Raw genomic sequence first — 21,089 nt, forward strand, 5'->3', positions numbered from 1 at the left:
GTGTTTACGCACCTATTTTCAGAAAACAGACCTAAAACGAATTTTCTAAGAACCCAATGATCCAAAGACTACTCAAAAGAGCCTCCTACCTGACAGCTGTGGCGGTGTTTGCCCTTCAAGCGCCCGATGCGCTTGCTCAGGCCAACACCAGCGGCGGCTTACGACTAAACGAACTGGAATACCTGGAGATGCCGGGCCTCAACGTGATGCTGGCCCATGACTTCTACCCCGAGAGCCACCAGGGTGGCGTGGGCATCATCCAGAACGGCCTCCGCATTGGCACCAATGGTGATCTTCGCCTGGAGCCCACGCCCGGGCAATGGCAACCGGTGCCCAAAGTAGGGCCGCGCGTGGTGGACAAAGCCACCCAGACCATCAGCGTGCGGATGCAGTACCCAGACCCTGACAAAAACCGGAAAGGCTTCAACCCCATCATCTACCCAGACCTGAATTTCGCCTACGAGGTGAAGGTACGGCCCGAGGGCAAGAACTTCCGGATCATCGTGGACCTGGACCAACCCCTGCCCGATGCATGGATTGGCAAGGTAGGCTTCAACTTCGAGCTGTTTCCGGGCATCCTGTTCGGAAAGAGCTACTACATGGACCAGCAGTTCGGGATTTTCCCGAGGCAGCTGAACGGTCCCGGTTTCTATGATGCTTCCAAAGAATACCAGACTACACCCCTAGCGACGGGTCAGCAACTGACCATCGTGCCCGAAGACCCGCGGCAGACGCTCACCATCCAGAATGTTTCGGGCGAAGGCCTGCAGTTGATTGACGGCCGCGCGCAGCATAACAACGGCTGGTTTGTGGTGCGGTCGCTGGTGAAGAAAGGGGCTACTAAAGGCGCGATTGAATGGCTTGTGTCGCCTAATGCCATCGTTGGCTGGAAGTATGATCCGGTGGTACAAATTTCCCAAGTGGGCTATCACCCCAAGCAGCAGAAAGTAGCCGTGATTGAGCTGGACAAAACCGAAACGCAGCGCCACCCGGTGACCTTGTACCGCATTAAGGAAACCGGCGGACTGGAGAAAGTGCTGGAGACGCAACCCAAAGAATGGGGCAAGTTCCTGCGTTACCACTACCTGCAGTTCGATTTCACCAAGGTGGAGCAGCCGGGTATGTACAAAGTTCAGTACGGCACCTATGAAACCAGTCCGTTCCAGATTAGCGACCAGGTGTACAAACGGCACGTGTGGCAGTCGGTGATTGAGACGTTTTTGCCGGTGCAGATGTGCCACATGCGCGTGAACGACCGCTACAAAGTATGGCACGACGCCTGTCACCTGGACGATGCCCGCATGGCACCCCTCAACCACAACCACTTTGACGGCTATCTCTCCGGCCCCAGCACCCTGACCAAATACCAGCCCGGGGAACACGTGCCCAACCTGGCCGTGGGTGGCTGGCACGATGCCGGTGACTATGACATGCGCGTGGAATCCTTGGCTGATGAAATCCGGATTTTATCGCTCGCTTTTGAGGAATTCAAGGTAAAGTACGACAACACCAGCATTGACCAGAAACTGAAGATCGCCGAACTCCACCGCCCCGATGGCAAGAACGATATCCTACAACAGGTAGAGCACGGCGCGCTTTCCATTGTGGCTGGTTACCGCAACTTGGGCAGATTGTACCGTGGCATCATAGAACCTTCTTTGCGCCAGTACACCTTACTGGGCGAGGCCTCCACGCAGACGGATGAAATGGTGTTTGACCAAGCTAAAGCGCCTAACCCACTCCCAGAAATCGGGCAAAAAGGTGCCCCGGATGATCGTTGGGTGTTCACTGAGGAGAATCCCGGCAGGGAACTGCAGGTCGCGTCTTGTTTAGCGGTAGCGTCACGGGCTTTGAAAGGCTATAATGATTCTCTGTCAACGCACTGCCTGCAGATTGCCCAGGAATTGTGGGACAGAACAAAGGAGAAAGACAAGATGCAGCGCGTGAATGCCGCCGCCGAGTTGTTCCTTTCTACCAAGGACAAGAAGTACTCCAACTGGCTCGTGGACAACACTCAAGACATCACCAAAAACATCAGCCGCACGGGCTGGGTGATTGGCCGGACACTGCCGCTTATCAAAGACAAGAAATACAAAGCGGCGGTACTGGACGCGGTGGCTAACCACAAGAAAGTTGTAGAAGAGCAGGAAAAGAAAACGCCGTACGGCATGCCGTATGAGCCCGATATCTGGGGTGCTGGCTGGGGTATCCAGAACTTCGGGGTACAGCAGTACTTTTTGCACGCTTCTTACCCCACCATCTTCCCGAAAACCTTCCTACTGCACGCCATGAACTTCGTGCTGGGCGTGCACCCGGGTTCCAACGTGTCGTCCTTCGCCTCGGGCGTGGGTGCCAAATCGTTGACCACCGCCTACGGAAACAACCGCGATGAATGGTCGTACATTCCGGGTGGAGTAGGTTCTGGCACGGCCTTAATCCGCCCAGACTTTCCGGAGCTGCTGCACTGGCCGTACCTCTGGCAACAAACCGAATATGTGATTGGCGGCGGCTCCTCCGATTACATGTTCCTGATTCTGGCGGCAGACCATTTGTTGAGCAAGTAACCTTTCTCATTTTACATCAGAAAAGCCCGGAGACACGTCTTCGGGCTTTTCTGTTTTACGGCTGTTTTCTAAAGATCAAGTAAGAAACCAAACATCGTACAAGGTCGCTCTTGCTAAATATGAGGTGTTGCTTCTCAGCCTTGATGGACCCTCCTGCCAGTACGTCTTCTTCCTCGTTAACCACAAAGGTCAAAAGCAGAAAGCCGTTTAGATTCCTTTTTATCAAACAAGCTTTAAAACAGGCCACAGTCTTTACTTATTTTTAAGTAATTCACAGATTATCAAAGTAATACACCCAACTTTACATATAAATTAGATATATTCGGTGAGCAATTTCAACCTCCCCCTTCTGGTTCATCAAACGAGTTAAGCAGCCCACACCCCCTCCATCAGCTGCTTTCAACCCGGTATTTTTCTATGACGCAGGCACTCTCTACCAAGCTATCGTAGAGAAGCCGAAAACTGCATTTTGAAAAGTAGGCGCTAAAACAACTTCTTATGAAAAAGATTACCCTTGCGTTGGTCCTCCTTATGCTGGCTACGGTTTGTTACAGCCAGACACCTGTGGTTCCTACGCCTATTCAAGGAGCCTCTAAATACACGAAAGAGTATTACTTAGAGAAAAAGGAAGCAAACATGGTGAGAGGCTGGATTTTTACCCCAGTGGGCGTGGTGCTTATGGGAGCAAGCTTTGCAATGGCTTGGAATGAAGTTGCTACTGGCATCACTTCTTTTGGGCAAAACGAGACTGACGGTACTGGTTCAGGAATATTGGCCTTAGCTGGGGTAAGTTCTATTATTGTGGGCACGGTCTCCTTTATCTCTGCAGGAAGCAACAAGAGAAAAGCCAGGTCTTTGGCGGTAGGCTATGAACAGGTTCCCTCACTACAACCAGGAAATGCCATAACCAAGACAGTGCCCACCGTGGGCCTAAAGGTTGCTTTTTGAAGTTTCTGCTTCAAGGTAGGGTAAGATAGAGATAGGCCTAAACAGTCTTTTGAAAAAGTAGACACTTAAAGACCGCCTCATGAAATCCATCCTCTTTTCCACGGTTCTTCTTTTTGTAGTAACAACTTCTTACAGCCAAGGCGTTGTAGAAAAAACATATTCCCAAGAGTATTACTTGCAGAAAAGTAAATCTCAAAAGAAGCTTGGCTGGATACTTACAGGAGGTGGTCTTGGTCTGGCAACTGGCGGATTTATAACGCTCACCGCACATAACCCCCTGTGGAACCCTAAAGAGCCCCAAACTACTATTGGGGCTACCATGACCCTGATAGGATTGGCCTCCATGGCAGTAGGAGTGTTCCCATTTATTTCTGCCGGATCTTATAAGCGCAAAGCCAGGTCAGTAGCAATAGGGCCTACCCATATCTCCTTGCCTCAACCAGGGACAGCAGTCACTAAGGCGGCTCCAGCGGTAGGTGTACAGATTTCCTTTTAAAGCTTACATCGCCAGTGGGCAAATAGGAGCATACTTCTTACTCCAACAACCACACTGAGCCAACTCATCTGAAAGCACTATCTGCCATAATGGGCCAAGTCTGGTATCCCCATGCCCGGAGCTCTTCCTACACAGGCGGTGCCTACATTGGGCCTGAAAATCACTTTTTAAGTTCCTGATTGCTTCTATCGGCTAATTCACTGAAGCATTTACGCTACCGCAGGGCACCTCAGAACAAAAGCAAAACAAGGCTGTTACGATACCACACCTCTTTCCCAAAGAAAGGCACCATCGGCAGACAGCATGAAAATCTTACTCACCGGCACTACAGGATACATTGGGCAGAGCCTGCTTCCGGCGCTGCTGAAAGACGGCCATGAAGTGGTATGCTGCGTGCGCGACCGGAACCGGTTTGATGAGGGCAGATACGCCTCAGAAAAGCTGCAGGTCATTGAGGTGGACTTCCTGGACCAGGCCTCGCTGGCGGTGATCCCAGATGACATTGAGGCGGCGTATTACCTTATCCACTCCATGTCGGCGGAGGGCGAGGACTTTGAGAAGCTAGAGCGCACCACGGCCCTTCATTTCAGGGACAGAATTCAGAAAACGGCCGCAAAACAGGTGATCTACCTGGGCGGCATCACCAATGACGAAAAGCTGTCCAAGCACCTGCACTCCAGAAAAGCGGTAGAGGAAATCCTGGCCTCGGGCACGTATCACCTGACCACACTGCGGGCTGGCATCATCCTGGGCTCAGGCAGTGCCTCGTTTGAGATCATGCGCGATCTGGTGGAGAAACTGCCCGTCATGATTACCCCCAAATGGCTCAACACCAAATCACAGCCCATTGCCATCCGGAACGTCATTGAGTACCTGGCGGGGGTGTTAGGCAAAGAAGAATTGTATGACCAAAGCTTTGACATTGGCGGGCCCGATGTGCTCACCTACAAGCAAATGCTCCTGGGCTTCGCGAAGGTGCGGGGCCTGAAACGGACCATCATCATTGTGCCGGTCATGACGCCTAAACTCTCCTCGTACTGGCTGTATTTTGTCACCTCCACCTCCTACACGCTCGCTACCAACCTGGTGCAGAGCATGCGCGTGGAAGTCATCTGCCAAGGCAATCGGCTCCAGGAATTTCTAAATATCACGCTGCTGCCCTATGACACCGCCATCAAACTGGCTTTTGACCGCATCCAGAACGAGGGCGTGATTGCCAGCTGGAAAGACGCGTTGTCCAGCAACGTGCTCCACGAGGGAATCTCCAAGCTGCTCACCGTGCCCACCTTCGGGTGCTTCACCGACAAACGCGAAGCCGAAGTAACCCAAATAGACAAATCGGTGCACAAAATCTGGTCTATTGGCGGCGAGAACGGCTGGTATTATGCTAACTGGCTCTGGAAACTGCGCGGGTTTATTGACAAGCTGTTCGGAGGGGTGGGTCTGCGGCGCGGCCGGAAAAACAGCACCATGATCCACGCCGGCGAGTCGCTGGATTTCTGGCGCGTGCTCTACGCCGATCGCGAAGAAAAACGCCTCCTGCTCTACGCCGAGATGAAGTTGCCCGGCGAGGCCTGGCTGGAGTTCAAGATCATCGGGAGAACGCTTTACCAGACTGCCACTTTTCGGCCGCTAGGTTTGTGGGGCCGGTTGTACTGGTACTCGGTGCTGCCGTTTCACGCCTTTATTTTCAGCAACATGCTCAAACGCATTGCCGCCTGAACAAACCCCGTTTTAAGCCGAATTTCAGAAAAATAGACCTAAAATATTAAGGCTTACTTCTGCTCTGGGTACAGAATGGCGTAGCTCACGTCCTGGAAATAGCGGGAAAGATAACGGGGCACCACGTTGAACTCTGGCCGGTAAGAGACCGTGTGCGGCCTACCCAGCACTACCGTGAACAGATCATTTTGGGTCATTTCCTTGGCCAGTGACGGGAAATTATCCCAGTTCTCATACAGCTCGTAGCTGATGTTCACGGTGTAGCGGTCCTGGTCCTGCACGAAGCTCTCCAGCGTTTGCAAAGTCCCTTTCGCACCCAAGATCCTGATTCTGGCGCCGGCTCCTTTGGCGAGCTGCAGAATGGTGTTCACCCAGTAGGGGAATCCGGCCTCCCGCTCAGAGTTGCGGGGCACCACCACCACAATGGTCTGGATGGTATTTAAAGGGTCGCAGAACTTACAGAAGATGGTCTGCACCGTGGTGTGGTTCACCACCCGGTTCAGGATACTGCCCCAAAACCACTCACGGGCGCTAAGCTTGCCATTCCAGGCCATCACCACCTCGGTAATGCGCAGTTCCCGCACCGCCCTGATGATCCCGTTGCCCACGTTGATATCCACCCGGTACACCGGCCGGATGATTTCGGGGTCTTCCGTTACTTCATGGATCACGGAGGCCACATCGCGTTGGTGCAGCTTGATTTTGTCCTCGGGGTTATGGTGTTCTGAGACCACCACCAGCGGCAGCAAGGGTTCCGGCGCAATGGGGTTCTTGATGAGCAGCGAGAAATCCAGGAGGCGTTTCAGGTGCTCCATGTTTTCCACCGGAATCAGGATGCGCTCGTCGCCCTCAGTGCCTTCCGGTACTTTGTCGGCCATGGCAATCGCAATCTTCCGGCCGGCTTTCTCGGCCACGATGCTACTAATGAGGCAGGAAACCAGAATCAGCAGGATGGTGCCATTCAGTGCCTGGATGTCTAAAATCTTGAGGTTATACCCGATCAGGACCACCGCAATAGTAGCCGCCGCGTGTGCGCTGCTCATGCCAAAAATCAGCCTGCGCTCATCCGGATCAAACCCATAGATTTTCTGCGTACAGAAAGCCGCCAGCCATTTGCCCGCAAACGAGATCACAATGATTACGGCCGCCACAAACAAGGCCTCGGGACCTTCCAGCAGCACCCGCACGTCTACCAGCATGCCTACGCTGATAAGGAAAAACGGGATAAACAGGGTGTTGCCCACAAACTCGGTGCGGTGCATCAACGGCGAGGCTCTTGGAATAAGCTGGTTTAAGGCCAAACCCGCCAAAAACGCCCCAATGATTGGCTCGGCTCCGGCCAAATGCGCCATGAACCCAGATAAAAACACCACGGCCAGCACAAATAAATACTGCGCGTTGCCTTCGCCCTCCAGCGCCCTAAAAAACCAGCGGCTGATGCGGGGAATCCCCCAGAGCACCACAAACACAAACAGCGCCTGCTGCGCCACAAACTGCACCCAGAATAAGGGCGACAAATCGGGTTTCTGCAGATTGGTGACCACCGCCAAAATGATCAGCACGGCGGCATCGGTGATGATGGTACCGCCCAGGATAAGCGTCATGGTCCTGTGCTGCGTAATGCCCAACCGCCCGATGATGGGGTACGCCACTAGGGTGTGCGTGGAGAACATACTGGCCAGCAGAAACGCCGAGAGCGGACTATACCCCAGCACAAAGCGAGCGCCCAAGAACCCCAGGATCAGCGGAATAAGGAAGGTGAGCGTTCCGAAGACGATGCTTTTGTTCTTGTTTTCCCTGAAGTCGTCCATGTCCATCTCCAGGCCGGCCAGGAACATGATGTACAGCAACCCGATGGTACTGAAGAGCACCACACTTTCGTCGCGCTCCAGTACGCCCAGGCCGTGCGGCCCCAGCAGCACCCCAGACAAGATGAGGCCCAGAATACCGGGGATCCCCATTTTGTTGAACAGCATGGGCGAGAACAGGATCACCAGCAGAATGACGGCAAACACCAAAACTGGGTCCTGAAGAGGAAGTTTGAAAAGAGACAAGGACAATAAGACCATGTTGGGATAGCTCAAAAATAGATTACACCTAGGTACGACGCATCTGAACGGATGTTCCTGTTCTCTTTCTGCCCTTACTCCATACCAGGCAACTAGTTTTGGCAACGGCCCTGTCACGCACCATTCTCCGTACATTTTCAGAAAACAAGGTAAAAACCGCTACCAGAAACACCTCTCCAGGGCAGCAACTCTCAACTTCATGCGGCGGGTACCCGAAACTTTTCTACATTTAAGAAGCCATCTCTGCCTTCATAGGATCCTTGGCCCAACACTTTTCTTTGAACACGCTTATCGTCTTTTTTCCTGAAAACGCCTTAAAACCAAATTCCCTCTGGCCTATGCCACTCCTGCTGATTGCCCTTGCCGTGCTTGCCTTGCTTGTTCTGATGATCGTCTTCCGGCTGAATGCCTTTCTGGCCTTGATTCTGGTGGCCTTGGGGTTAGGCATTGCCGAGGGGATGCCCGTGAAAGACGCTATCACCTCGGTACAGAACGGAATCGGTAGCACACTGGGCTCCATTGCCTTGATCATTGGTTTCGGGTCTATGCTGGGTAGCCTGATTTCAGACAGCGGCGCGGCGCAACGTATTTCGTTGAGTTTGATTAAGAAGTTTGGAATACGGCATATCCAGTGGGCCATGATTCTGACTGGGTTTGTGGTGGGGTTGCCCATGTTTTACAATGCCGGTTTCATCCTGCTCATCCCGTTGGTGTTCAGTATTGCGGCCTCTACGGGGTTGCCGCTGTTGTTTGTGGGCATTCCCATGGCGGCAGCCTTGTCGGTGACGCACGGGTATTTGCCGCCCCACCCCGGCCCCACCTCCATTGCCGTCATCTACAAAGCAGACATAGGACTGACCCTTATCTACGGGCTCATAGTGGCCGTGCCCGCCATCATTATTGCCGGACCTATCTTTACCCGGTTCTTAGGCAGATTCAAAGCTAGTCCGCCGGTTGGTTTGGCGGCCCCCAGAGTCTTCACCGACGAAGAGATGCCCGGCTATGGCACCAGTTTTTTCACGGCGATCTTCCCGGTTTTGCTTATGGCTTTGGCCACCCTCGCCAACGCCATCCTCCCCGAGGCCTCGGTGCTTCGGCAGTCCCTTGATTTTGTGGGTGACCCGGCCATTGCCCTGCTCCTTTCGGTTTTCCTGGCCATCTACACACTGGGGTTAAGAAGAGGCCGCAAGATGGATGACATCATGGCGCTTTTAAGTGGTTCTGTGAGCAGTGTTGCCATGATCATGCTCATTATTGGCGGCGGTGGGGCCTTGAAACAGGTGTTGGTAGACAGCGGCGTGGGCGATTACATTACGGCGCTGGTACGCGACATGTCCTTGTCGCCTTTGGTGCTGGCCTGGAGCGTGGCTGCCATCCTACGGGTTTGCCTGGGCTCGGCCACCGTAGCCGCCATCACTACCGCAGGCATCACCTTACCCGTCATCGCGGCCACCGGGGTTAGCCCCGAGCTCATGGTGCTAGCCACCGGCGCGGGCAGCCTCATGTTCTCGCACGTGAATGACCCCGGCTTCTGGATGTTCAAAGAATACTTCAGCCTGAGCATCCCGGATACTATTGCCACCTGGTCTATCATGGAAACGCTGGTGTCGGTGATTGGGCTGTTGGGCGTGCTGGGCTTGAACGCCTTTCTGTTTTAACCCGATTCCTCCTGACAGGATCGACCATTTGCATAGCTGACTAAAGCAATGCGCCTTTTTGGCAGACCTTTGGTTTCCTGAACGATACCGGAAGGCTTCGTCTGCCCTGCTCATCTAAAAAATACCCTTACCGGTTTCCTAACGCCATTTTCTGGGCAGCAGCTGTTCATACCCCTTGACGGTTGCTGGTTCCGGCATGCCCCTCCAGGAACATTTAGGAAGGTTCTTAGTATAGAATTTGATGCAACATCCTGGGCGCCGGCGGTGAGCAAGCATGCTTTGCAAGCCAGGCCCCGAGTTTTCACCAGAAAGAAGAGAAAGATGAAAGTAGAGATATGGTCAGATGTGGTTTGCCCCTTTTGTTACATAGGCAAACGCAGGTTTGAGAAGGCGCTGGAAGGTTTTCCGGGCAAGGACAAGGTGGAGGTGGTATGGCGCAGTTTCCAGCTTGACCCCGAAATGAAATTCGTTCCCGGGCAATCGGTGCACGAGTACTTGGGCAAACGCAAAGGATCCACCGCCGCTGAGGGCAAGAAAATGAACGACTACATGGCCCAGATGGCCAAAGAAGTAGGCCTGGAGTATGATTTCGACAAGGCCATTATCAACAACACCTTTGACGCGCACCGCCTTCTGCACCTGGCCAAAAAGCACAGCAAGCAGAACGAGATGAAAGAAAGGCTGTTCGCAGCTTACTATACCCAGGGCAAAAACGTGGGCGACCTGAATACCTTGGTGCAGTTAGGCGAGGAAGTGGGTTTGAACGGAGCCGAGATCAGGGAAGTCCTGCAAAGCGACACCTACACTCAGGAGGTGCAGAGAGACTTATACGAGGCGCAACAAGTGGGCGTGCGCGGCGTGCCCTTCTATGTGTTTAATGACAAATACGCCGTATCTGGCGCACAGCCCACCGAACTGTTCCAGGAAGTGTTGAACAAGGTTTGGGAAGAGGAAAAGCCGCAGCTGATCTCCGGCGAAGGTGCGGGCTTCTGCACCCCAGACGGCGTTTGCGAGTAGTTTTCAACCTATTTTAAGGAAAATGACATGAAAGTACTGATTGTATTGACTTCACATAGTAACCTAGGAAACACGGGTGAGAAAACCGGTTTCTGGAAGCGGCTCACCTTTTGCTACAACTTTTAAGAAAATAGCCCTAAATCGGCTTTGGGGTGACAGCCGCTAACTTTTCTGGCAGGCTTTCCTTCTTTCCAGAAAGCCATAAAAAGCAAGAGGCCTTCTCCAAATGTGTTGGAGAAGGCCTCTTGCTTTTCAGATCATTAGCTTACTTCAAAGCCAGCGTTCCTTCCACGGTTTTCTTGCTTTTCTTGGTAGCGGCATCTGGCTGGCTTCCGCCTACGCTGATGGTCACGGTACCCGGCACGTGCTTGGCAGTACCGTCCTCGGCAATCAGATGGAGATCTTGCGGACGTAGGGTAAAGTTCACCACTTTGCTTTCGCCTCGTTTTAAAGAAATGCGCTCGAAACCTTTCAGGGCTCTTATAGGGGTTTTGTAGCCGTTCTGTTGGCGCGTCAGGTATAACTGCACTACTTCTTCACCGTCCATTTTGCCGGAATTGGTCACGCGCACGCTCACCTGCACCGGGCTGTTCACTTGAATGGTCTTTGGCAGATCCAATTTGTCATACGTGAACGTAGTGTAGCTCAGCCCGTGCCCGAACCCATACAAAGGTTGCCCTTTGAAGTATCGGTAGGTGCGGTTTTCCATGGAGTAATCCCCGAAAGCGGGTAGGTCCTGATCGCTTTTGTAGAACGTCACAGGCAGACGTCCGGCTGGGTTGTAGTCCCCGAACAGCACATCGGCGATGGCTGTACCGGCTGACTGACCGGCATACCAGGCGTTCACAATGGCCGGAATGTTCTTGGCCTCCCACGGCATGGCGATGGCGCTACCCGTCATCATCACAAACACGACCGGTTTACCGGTGGCTTTGAGCGTCTTCATCAGATCGGTCTGTACTTTGGGCAACAAGATGGAGGTTCGGTCGCCGCCGTTGAAGCCGGGCTCGTCCACTTTCATTTCCTCGCCTTCCAACTGCGGCGAGATACCACCCACAAAGATGATGGCATCGGCGTCCTTCACGCGGTTCGCGATGGCTTTGAAGTCAGACTTGGCGAAGTTACCGGCCCGCAGCTGGATAGAGGCTTTGCCACCGTCCTGGTTGTATTCCACCACCAAACGGTACTTCTGACCAGCCTTGGTAGGCAGTTTGTAGCTTTTCGCGCCCCAGCGGTTGCGGGTCCAGGCGTTCAACTGCTCTTTGCCGTCCACAAAGAAGCGGTAGCCGTCATCGCCTTCTACCTCCAGAGTGATAGAACCGGTGGTAGTGGCCGTATAATCTGTAGTGTACCGGGCCGAGAAGTTGTAGGCTTTCATGGTACCCACCACGGTTTCGCCTTCCTGCCAGAAATTGTTTATCGCAGCTTCCTGGCGAGTGGCTACTGGTTGGCCTTTCAGCTCCATGTTGTTGAAGTACTCGGCTTGCACGCCGGGTTTGCCTCCAAAGCTCAACTGCGGGGTAATGTTGGTGTACACCAGCAGGGTGTCTTTGGTGAAGGTAGAAGCGCGTTCATAGATTACCTCGGTACCGGCCCCTACTTTGTTTTTGATGCCCTGCAAGGCGGTTACAATCTCAGACGGCAAACCGTTGTAGTTCCCCAGCACCGCAATCGGGTTGTCAGCGTTAGGGCCTACTACGGCAATCTTCTTCAGGTTCTTTTTCAGCGGAAGCGTGTTCTTTTCGTTTTTCAAAAGCACCATGGACTGTTGCGCCATCTTGAGCGAGTGGGCTTTGTGAGGGGCGCTTTCCAGTACGGTTACCGGCGTCTGCGCGTATTTCACCATGGCCACCGGGTCAAACATGCCCAACTTAAACCGGATGGTAAACAAGCGTTTCACCGATACGTCAATCATGCGCTCCTCAATTTTGCCTTGCTTCACGGCTTGCACCAGGGCTTTGTAGGCATCGGTACCGCAGTCAATGTCTGTGCCGTGCATCACCGCATCGGCAGAGGCCGAGGCAGCGTCTGGGTGGGTTTTGTGGTTCTTGAAGAAATCGTCAATAGCCCAGCAGTCTGAGGTGACGTAGCCGGTGAACTGCCACTGGTTACGCAGAATGTCGTTCATGAGCACATCGGAGCCGCAGCAGGGTTGACCACGGAACGCGTTGTACGCGCACATCACGCCCGCTACTTTAGCGTTTACCACCAATTCCTCAAAAGCAGGCAGATAGGTATCCCACAGGTCGTAGTTGGTAGCAGTGGCGTTGAACACGTGGCGCTCGGGCTCCGGACCGCTGTGCACGGCGTAGTGCTTGGCGCAGGCGGCGGCTTTCAGGTATTTGGGATCGTCGCCTTGCAAACCACGCACAAACGCTCGGCCCAGCATGGCGGTCAGGAACGGATCTTCGCCGTAGGTTTCCTGCCCGCGGCCCCAGCGTGGATCCCGGAAGATGTTGATGTTGGGCGTCCAGTAGGTCAAACCCACGTAGCGCTGCCCTGATTTGCCATCGGCAATGGCTTTGTTATAGATGGCGCGTCCTTCCAGGGCAGAGTAATCGGCCATCACCTGTAAAGAAGTGGTGTCAAAAGTAGCGGCCATGCCAATCGCCTGCGGATAGACGGTTACTTTGTACGGCGTACGGGCCACGCCGTGCAGCACCTCGTTCCACCAGTCATAGCTTGGAATGCCCAAGCGGTCAATGGCCGGGGCGGCGTTCAGCATCTGCGCTACCTTTTCTTCTAAGGTAAGGCGCGATACCAGGTCATTCACCCGGGCTTCAATGGTGAGCGAAGGGTCTTGAAAGGGGTACGCGTATTTCTCTTCTTTGCTGGAGCTAAAGGCCAGCATGCCAACGATGGCACAAAAAGAGAGTAAAACATAGACTTTTTTCATGAAATCCGGGAAAGTGTGGTTATGGAGTCTAAATTGGAGAAAAAATCCAACATTTCTGTAAAAAGCAGGCAAGTTTTAGATGGCGCACCTTTATTTAAAGGGACCATTGATAAAAAGTTAAGTGTACCTTCATAAGACATATTGGTGCCTAAACGCAGAAGATTTTACAGGAAGTTCTTCGCGGTACAACTGGATTCATTTTCATCTTCCAGAGAAATGCGCTGATTGACTTTAATATCTATTGCTACTTTCTACCAGCAAGCATACATCTTTTTTTACACCAACTACATGACTAAAGCAGAACTTGACATAAGGTTACAAGAACACAGCCTAGACCATTATTTTCAACACCTGGAGCCACATATACGCAATACCATTAGGCTTTACCTTACACCTGCTTCTGAAGAAAGTATTAAACTGGGTCAATCTAAAATAGGTGGCTTGCCAGATTTACCGCCTAGCTTGGCGTGGGTTACAGAAACAGGTATGGTCAAAATCAAAGAAAGGAAATTCCTTCTCTTTTCTAAAGAAACCGAAAGTCTTCAAACCAAGCCACTTTCCTTTATTGCTCAGATCAACCTGGCTGAAGTGGCGCCTTTTGACACGGAGAGCCTTTTACCACGAACAGGAATACTTTACTTTTTTTACTCGGCAGAACAAGAAGCCTGGGGGTTTGACATTGGGGATGAAAACAAGTTCAAAGTTCTGTATTTTGATGGTGACCTGAGCACCTTACACAGAGCGGAAGCTCCTTCCGAGCTTGAGCCCCACGCGCTTTACAGCCCCTGCACACTTACGCCTGTGCAGGAAATAAGCTTGCCTTCTAATGAACATGAAATCTATAGCCTCTTCACAGAAGAAGAAAGTGATCTGTTCTTTGAGCATGTCTACGATGATGGCAATATCAACAAACTACTTGGTTACTCAGACAACGTCCAAAGTGCAATGGAACTGGAGTGTGAGTTAGTTACAAATGGGCTTTACTGCGGTAATTCTTCTGGTTACGATGACCCTAAAGCCCAAGTACTTGCCCCTAATGCAGTAAACTGGCGACTCCTTCTACAAATTGATAGTAACGAAGACGAATGTGGTATGATGTGGGGCGACATGGGCCGGCTATATTTCTGGATTAAAAAACAGGGCCTGCTGGAGAAGAACTTTGACCTTAGCTGGCTTATTCTGCAGTGCTGCTGATTATCTTATAACATAATACTTCATTCCTCTATGAAAACACTTCTGAGAAACTTGATGTTACTTTCTCTTTTGCTTTTTACTTATGCCTGCTCCACTAAGCAGCCTGTGCAGCAAGGTGCTACGATGGAATCTACTTCTCAGGACTCTGTGGCGGCCAAACCAGAGCCTTCTGACCTGCCAGAAACAGAGAGCTTACCATCTACTTCCACAGAAGTCGAGGTTTCCTCAGAAACGGCAGACAAACCTTCCCCAATTGAACCTTGGGGCAAGCCAGACACTATTTTGGCCAAAATCCTGACAGAGGGCTTTTTCCACTCTGATGAAGTCTGGGAAGATGCCCAGACAGAGAAATGGTACGGCTTGTTCCAAAACAAGAATGGTTTTTATTTGCAGCAAACCAACCTTGAAACGGAAAGGTACTATGATCCCATTATAGATGAAGATGAAAGCGAGAAAACCGGTTGGAAAGTAAGCACCTCTAACCAAGATACCTCTGTCGTGTTAATAAGTAGTACCGACCTTATCAAAAGCAGGAAAGTGGAGGCCGTTACGTTGTCTAAACAAGAGATTTGGCCCGGCAATAAAGTAACTTTCACCTACAAAGGAAATCCCTACACCCTGCAGGCTACCGGTAAAAAGAAAAGATCAGATGCCGGGAGTGATTACTATATAGTATCAAATTACAAGCTGTTTCTCTCTACCATAAAAAACGGGCAAGAGGTGAAGCAACTGCTGGTAGAGTCACGCTTCTTTGATGATGCTATGATTTATATTCGGTTTGTGGGGGACTTGGATGGAGATTCCTTTCCCGATTTTCTGATAGATCGATCCAATGATTACAACGGCTCAAACCCATCGCTTTTTCTCTCTACACCCGCGAAAAATGGAAGTTTGTTGAAAATGGTAGGAACCCATGAAAGTGTAGGCTGTTAACTCTCCTTTACTTCGCTTTTTGGCAAGACTTGAATCATATCAGATTGTACAAAGTACATATGCAATTACGCAGTTTTAACCTGCTTTTATAAAAACGGCCACAAAAGGGCAAGCCCAAAATGTAAAGCCCCTCTTGCGACATGCAAGAGGGGCTTTGTTTGATGGATGAAGAACCAACTAACAGGTAGATCAATAACACCTGGAAACTGGTTATCCCTTGATGGTTTTAAAAACAAGCTCTGTTAAAAAGTCCACCAGCTGGTTTTCCTGTTTCGGATCCAGGTTGGTGAGCGAGGGCAGATGCTTGGCGAAGAAGACTTGCTGATGGGCACTTTCTGAGATCGTAGACACCAACGATGCTGGGTATTGATACTCTGGGTTGATTTCCAGAATAATGCTGGCAATTCGTTTGTTCAGCCTTTTGTAACTCAGGAAGAACCCTTCTTTGTTGTTCTCATCCACCTCTTTGGTGAGATACGCCTTGGCCGACTCTGAGATTACAATCTTTTGGAGCGTTACCTCATCAATGTGGGCAAAATCCATGTCGTTCTCTATCCTGCCAGACAGAATCCGTATGGCGACCCGCAATCTTTCCTCCGGGGAGGCAATGTTAGAGGTAGCAAACACCAGGCGGTACTCCAGCCAACTCCAGTACCAGGAGATCAGGTAGACCAACAGGTGATGCTTGCTTTCAAAGTACCGGTAAATGGTAGCCTCCGTGATGCCGGTTCGCTCGGCCAGTTTCTTGAACGTAAATGCCTCAAGACCCAGCTCCTCCATCAGCTTGATGCCATGTTCAATGATCATCTTGCCTTTGTCAGAGCTTTCCGGGTCTTTGAGGTATACTTTCTCCTCTACTGTAATCTTAATGTTAGCCAGCAGATTCTTCATGGTGCGGGTTTCCCTAGGCGACTTCTTCGCTGTAGAACTCTACTGCGCCCGATTTTACATCGTACATGCCACCTACGATGCCAATTTCGCCATTTTTAATCATTTCATCCAAAATCGGGCTTTTTTCTTTGATGAGTTGCACCGCGCGTCTCACATTTTCCTGCGCCACCAATTCAACAAACTCCTTGTTTTTAGAGCTTTTCTCGCCTTGGTAATCAATGGCCTCTACAGATGGGGCAATTTTATTTACCAATCCGGTGAGGTTACCCAATTCTACGTGGTCGCAGGCCCCTTTGATTGCTCCGCAGCTGGTGTGCCCTAATACCACAATGAGTTTAGAACCGGCCACTTTGCAGGCAAATTCCATACTGCCCAGAATGTCTTCGTTCACTATGTTTCCGGCAATTCTGGCGTTGAAGACATCGCCTATTCCCAGGTCAAAAATGAGCTCTGAGGAGGTGCGTGAATCTATACAGCTCAGGATAATAGCGAAGGGGTTTTGGCCCTCAGCGGTCTCCTCTACCTGCTGCAAAAGGTTACGGTCTTCTCTTTTGCTATTTACAAAGCGGTTATTACCTTCTTTTAGAATTTGAATGGCATCTGCGGGAGTTAGCTTTTGCTGAAGCTCTTTGGTGTACGTTGTCATGTTTATTTTTAGTGGTTAATGGAAATTAGAAATTTGTGTTGGCGGTACTTGCCCGTTGCCGCTCTCCGGCCTCTTTGAAAGTGAGGTGGATGTTTTTCAGGTGGGCATTCTCCTTGAAGTCCTGGATCAATTCCTTTACGTCATGGTCTACCACGGCCGATTTAGAATAGTCAATCACCAGGTCCGATCCATCAGGAATCTTGCGCAGGGCCTGCATGATGTTGCCTTTGTTCAGGAACGTCACTTCCTCGGCCAGCACCAGATGGTATTGCTCTTTGCCCTCCTGGGTTTTCTCGGTATGCAACAGGTGAGACACTTGGTAGCTGTTTTTCAGGAGGAAGAGCACGGCTACCGCCATACCAATGCCAATACCGGTGAGCAGGTCTGTGAAGACAATGGCAATGATGGTGACAATGAAGGGCAGGAACTGCATCATGCCGGAGCGGTACACACTTTTAAACAAGGCTGGTTTGGCCAGTTTATACCCTACGGTGAGCAAAATGGCCGCTAAACTGGCCAACGGAATCATGTTCAAAACACCCGGGATGGAGATCACGCACAGCAGAATCAGTACCCCATGGGTGAAGGCGGCCAACTTGGTTCTTCCCCCAGACTGGATGTTGGCCGAACTCCGCACAATCACCTGAGTCACGGGCAGACCGCCCACCAACCCGGCTACCATGTTGCCTACGCCCTGGGCCTTGAGTTCTTGGTTAGCGGGGCTTATTCGCTTGTAAGGGTCCAATTTATCGGTGGCTTCCAGGCAGAGGAGTGTCTCCAGACTAGCCACCACCGCCAGCGTTCCGGCCAGGAAAATCACTTCATAGCTAAAGATTCGGCTGAAATCTGGCCGGGTGAATTGCCCAAAGAAGCCGCTGATGTTCTCTGCGACAGGCAGCGTAACCAGGTGGTTGTCACGCAGCGCCAACTGCGGATAATAGTTCTGGAATAAAATGTTCAGCCCGATGCCCAGCACCACCACTACTAGCGGTCCCTGAATGAGCTGGAAGATTCTGCCTTTTTTAGAAAGGACTTGATCCCAGAGAATCAGAATAAACAAGGAAAGCACACTGATAATCACGGCCGAAGGCGACACGTACTTGAGCATGTGAAACAACTCAGAAAAAGTATTCTGTCCGTCGGGTTGGACAAAGTGCACATTGCCTTCATAATTGCGGTCATAGCCAAAGGCGTGCGGCAGCTGCTTTAGGATAATGATCACTCCAATACCGGCCAGCATTCCTTTGATCACCGAAGTAGGGAAATAGTACCCGATGTTCCCTGCTTTCAAGAAACCTAAAGCCAACTGCATGAGCCCGGCCAGGAAAACCGCCGACAGGAAAACTTCAAAACTACCCAGCTGGTCAATGGCGTTAAGCACGATCACGGCCAAACCCGCCGCCGGCCCACTTACCCCCAACTGCGAACCGCTAATCAGACTGACTACCACCCCACCAATGATCCCGGAGATGATACCGGCAAACAAAGGAGCCCCAGAAGCCATGGCGATGCCCAGGCACAAGGGAACTGCTACCAGGAAAACGACCAGCCCGGCAGGAAAATCGTTTTTAATTTCTTTGAAGCTTAGCATGATTTTAATACCGTTTTAATGTTTATTAAAAGTACTTTAATGTATATTAAAAGTATTACTATAGCTATTCAAAGTAAAACTATATACCTCAGATTTCCAAGGAAAGTTTAGCCTTTGGTAGAGCTGAATGCGTCCAGAATTGAAAACGATCATCTCTGCTCGAACAGAATCACGGATTGCTACTGTAGAAGAGGCAAGCCGTTAAAACCATCATAGGGTTTGCCGAGAAAAGACTGAGCTCGGGTTAAAAAACCGAAACCATTTTAATGCCTTTTTCCGGAAAACGCCCTTAATTCAAACCTCCTGCAAAGTCACACATCGTCTTGCTGCTATTCTCGTAGCAATAATTTTATAGTCCTCCATCCTGATCCAACCATACCCAACTTCTCCCTGCCCAAAAACATGAAGACAAAACTGTTGCTGGCATTTCAATGGCTTTCGTTGGGGCTTAGTCTCCTGCTGGGGAGAGAGGCGGCTGCGCAGACAGACAGTACCTGGCTTCAGTCGCCGGAGGTTGCGGTGAGCGGGTTTGTGGACGTGTTTTATACTTATGATTTCAACAAACCACAGGAAAGCTATCGGCAGCCGTTTCTCTATAACCACAACCGGCATCATGAAGTGAACCTAAATCTGGGGCTGGTGAAGGTGGCGGTGACGCACACGAAGTACCGGGCCAATCTGGCGTTGCAGACAGGTACCTACGCCAATGACAATTACGCCGCCGAGCCGGGCGTACTGAAAAACATTTTTGAGGCCAATGCCGGGCTTTCCCTGAACCCCAAGAACACACTTTGGCTGGATGCCGGGGTTTTCTCATCACACTTGGGGTTTGAAAGCGCCATCTCGCTAGACAACTGGACGCTCACACGCTCGCTGGTGGCCGAGAACTCTCCGTACTTTTTAACCGGGGCCAAACTCACCTACAGCCCAACCTCCCAACTAGACCTGGTGGCCGTGGTGTGCAACGGCTGGCAGCGCATTGAGCGCCTGGAAGGCAACTCGTTGCTCTCCTTCGGGACCCAGGTGAATTACCGGCCTAACGAAAGCACCACCCTCAACTGGAGCACCTTCGTGGGTACCGATACCCCAGACTCTACCCGGCGCATGCGCTACTTCAACAACGTGTACGGTAAATTCCAACTGACTTCCAGGTTTGGCCTGCTGACTGGTTTTGACCTGGGTTTGCAACAACAAGCGAAAAACAGCGCACGGCATGATGTCTGGATAGGCCCCGTCTTGATTGGCCGCTACACCCTTAACCAAAAATGGGCCGCTGCCCTGCGGGCCGAGTACTACCAGGACAAAACAGGCATCATCATTCCTAGCCAAATGCCAGACGGTTTCAAAACCAGTGGCCTCTCCCTGAACCTGGATTATACCCCTGTCCCTAACGTAGCCGCCCGCCTGGAGGGCCGCTGGTTCCACAGCCCGGATCTGCTATTTCGGCGGGAGGATGGCTTTACAGACCAGAACGTATTTGTAACGGCATCGCTAGCGCTCCGGGTTGGGAAGTAAAAACTCTTTGGTAGCAGAGGAAAGGGGCTTTAGCAAGAAACAAATACACGTTCACCTGCTTAAGATTCAAGTAAAAGAATCCCGTTTCAGGCTTGTTTTCAGGAAAACTGCCCAGAATCAGAGGGCTGTGGTAAGAAGTAGCGTCACATATTAGCCTCATAGGCTTTGATACGCAAAAACAATTGCTAACTTCGTTCACCACTCGTTGTTATCTCCTGTCTCCCAATCAGATAACCAGAACATTCCTCTGCGCTCACGCACTAGTACTTCCAGCTTTCTATCTTTCATCACCCATGAAAAGAAGCAGGTTTTTAGGTATTCTTCTGGCATCAACTCCCCTTCTTTCTTTTACCTCTTTTGGGCAAAACACCCCTAAAACCGGCAAAGGGTTTAAGGTAGCCTCGGGCGAAGGAAGGTACCATGGGCACCTTCAGCTGAGGGGCGTGAATGCCAATGTGCTGGATGTGAAAGTATCTGGCAAAGACACCAATGGAGCACTGGCCATCTTTGAACAAACCAGTTTGTCGCCCCGCCGAGGAACGCCGCTGCATGTGCACCCTTCACAAGACGAGATTTTTCAGGTGCTGGAGGGCGAGTACCGGTTTCAGGTGGGCCAGGAGAAGTTTAGCTTAACCGCCGGCGAATGCATTTTCCTGCCCCGGCAAGTGCCGCACGCCTGGACGCAGGTAAGCCAATCAGGCAAAATGACTGTGACCCTGCAACCCGCTGGCAAGTTGGAAGAATTCTTCGTGGCCATGGCGGCTTTGCAGCAAGAACCCACCCAAGCACAAATCACGCAACTCTTCAAAGAACATGAGATGGAGGTGGTGGGTCCGCCTCTGGCTGTGGACTAAGTTCGGCGCTGTACTCCTTCAACTGTATTTTCTTAAGTAAGCTCCTGTTGCCCTTCCATAGCCTTCCCCTCCCAAGGCAGTTCTGCTTCTAGTTA

At 51.4% G+C, this 21,089-nt stretch carries 15 protein-coding genes; 10 read left to right on the plus strand and 5 right to left on the minus strand.

The genetic code is table 11. From position 1 onward, the window contains the following. The first annotated feature begins 56 nt into the window (after nucleotides 1-56). The 4 genes from FOA19_RS05030 to FOA19_RS05045 all read left to right on the plus strand — a co-directional run bounded on the left by FOA19_RS05030 (nucleotide 57) and on the right by FOA19_RS05045 (nucleotide 5,730). A complete protein-coding gene (locus FOA19_RS05030; protein ID WP_149089673.1) occupies nucleotides 57-2,564 on the plus strand; it encodes a glycoside hydrolase family 9 protein in 2,508 nt (835 codons plus the stop codon). Nucleotides 2,565-3,062: 498 nt separating this feature from the next. After that, the gene (locus tag FOA19_RS05035; RefSeq protein ID WP_149089674.1) at nucleotides 3,063-3,512 is read left to right on the plus strand and encodes a hypothetical protein; all 450 of its coding nucleotides are present in this window, start codon (nucleotides 3,063-3,065) and stop codon (nucleotides 3,510-3,512) included. 79 nt (nucleotides 3,513-3,591) lie between these two features. Next, a complete protein-coding gene (locus FOA19_RS05040; RefSeq protein WP_149089675.1) occupies nucleotides 3,592-4,008 on the plus strand; it encodes a hypothetical protein in 417 nt (138 codons plus the stop codon). Between the two features lie 303 nt (nucleotides 4,009-4,311). Next, the gene (locus FOA19_RS05045; protein ID WP_149089676.1) at nucleotides 4,312-5,730 is read left to right on the plus strand and encodes an SDR family oxidoreductase; all 1,419 of its coding nucleotides are present in this window, start codon (nucleotides 4,312-4,314) and stop codon (nucleotides 5,728-5,730) included. Nucleotides 5,731-5,783: 53 nt separating this feature from the next. Here FOA19_RS05045 and FOA19_RS05050 read toward each other — a convergent pair whose 3' ends face one another. Then, nucleotides 5,784-7,799, minus strand: coding sequence for a cation:proton antiporter (locus FOA19_RS05050; RefSeq protein ID WP_190300287.1), 2,016 nt, complete (start codon nucleotides 7,797-7,799; stop codon nucleotides 5,784-5,786). Between the two features lie 338 nt (nucleotides 7,800-8,137). Between FOA19_RS05050 and FOA19_RS05055 the strand changes: the two genes are divergently transcribed. Together FOA19_RS05055 and FOA19_RS05060 are read left to right on the plus strand one after the other, a co-directional pair. Continuing rightward, the gene (locus tag FOA19_RS05055) at nucleotides 8,138-9,457 is read left to right on the plus strand and encodes a gluconate:H+ symporter (protein ID WP_149089678.1); all 1,320 of its coding nucleotides are present in this window, start codon (nucleotides 8,138-8,140) and stop codon (nucleotides 9,455-9,457) included. 321 nt (nucleotides 9,458-9,778) lie between these two features. Then, complete coding sequence (locus FOA19_RS05060; RefSeq protein WP_149089679.1) at nucleotides 9,779-10,474, plus strand: DsbA family oxidoreductase; 696 nt, start codon at nucleotides 9,779-9,781, stop codon at nucleotides 10,472-10,474. Between the two features lie 265 nt (nucleotides 10,475-10,739). Here FOA19_RS05060 and FOA19_RS05070 read toward each other — a convergent pair whose 3' ends face one another. Next, a complete protein-coding gene (locus FOA19_RS05070) occupies nucleotides 10,740-13,370 on the minus strand; it encodes a glycoside hydrolase family 3 C-terminal domain-containing protein (RefSeq protein ID WP_149089680.1) in 2,631 nt (876 codons plus the stop codon). A gap of 288 nt (nucleotides 13,371-13,658) precedes the next feature. Between FOA19_RS05070 and FOA19_RS05075 the strand changes: the two genes are divergently transcribed. Together FOA19_RS05075 and FOA19_RS05080 are read left to right on the plus strand one after the other, a co-directional pair. Continuing rightward, nucleotides 13,659-14,564, plus strand: coding sequence for a YwqG family protein (locus tag FOA19_RS05075; RefSeq protein ID WP_149089681.1), 906 nt, complete (start codon nucleotides 13,659-13,661; stop codon nucleotides 14,562-14,564). 54 nt (nucleotides 14,565-14,618) lie between these two features. Continuing rightward, the gene (locus FOA19_RS05080; protein ID WP_223808741.1) at nucleotides 14,619-15,497 is read left to right on the plus strand and encodes a hypothetical protein; all 879 of its coding nucleotides are present in this window, start codon (nucleotides 14,619-14,621) and stop codon (nucleotides 15,495-15,497) included. A gap of 210 nt (nucleotides 15,498-15,707) precedes the next feature. Here the strand turns inward: FOA19_RS05080 and FOA19_RS05085 are convergent, their stop codons facing one another. The 3 genes from FOA19_RS05085 to FOA19_RS05095 are packed head-to-tail and all read right to left on the minus strand — an operon-like array spanning nucleotide 15,708 to nucleotide 18,625. Further along, nucleotides 15,708-16,388: a TetR/AcrR family transcriptional regulator gene (locus tag FOA19_RS05085; protein ID WP_149089683.1), complete on the minus strand. Its 681-nt coding sequence runs from the start codon at nucleotides 16,386-16,388 to the stop codon at nucleotides 15,708-15,710. 13 nt (nucleotides 16,389-16,401) lie between these two features. Continuing rightward, nucleotides 16,402-17,034, minus strand: a complete 633-nt coding sequence (locus FOA19_RS05090) for a carbonic anhydrase family protein (protein ID WP_149089684.1) — start codon at nucleotides 17,032-17,034, stop codon at nucleotides 16,402-16,404. A 25-nt stretch (nucleotides 17,035-17,059) separates the two neighbouring features. After that, on the minus strand, nucleotides 17,060-18,625 hold the full coding sequence (locus FOA19_RS05095; RefSeq protein WP_149089685.1) for a SulP family inorganic anion transporter: 1,566 nt from the start codon (nucleotides 18,623-18,625) through the stop codon (nucleotides 17,060-17,062). 402 nt (nucleotides 18,626-19,027) lie between these two features. Here FOA19_RS05095 and FOA19_RS05100 point away from each other — a divergent pair, with 402 nt between their 5' ends. Both FOA19_RS05100 and FOA19_RS05105 read left to right on the plus strand, forming a co-directional pair. Next, a complete protein-coding gene (locus FOA19_RS05100; RefSeq protein WP_149089686.1) occupies nucleotides 19,028-20,140 on the plus strand; it encodes a porin in 1,113 nt (370 codons plus the stop codon). A 293-nt stretch (nucleotides 20,141-20,433) separates the two neighbouring features. Then, nucleotides 20,434-20,994: a cupin domain-containing protein gene (locus tag FOA19_RS05105; protein WP_149089687.1), complete on the plus strand. Its 561-nt coding sequence runs from the start codon at nucleotides 20,434-20,436 to the stop codon at nucleotides 20,992-20,994. Nucleotides 20,995-21,089: the final 95 nt, after the last annotated feature.

Source organism: Rufibacter hautae (assembly GCF_008271695.1).
GTDB classification, from domain to species: Bacteria; Bacteroidota; Bacteroidia; order Cytophagales; family Hymenobacteraceae; genus Nibribacter; species Nibribacter hautae.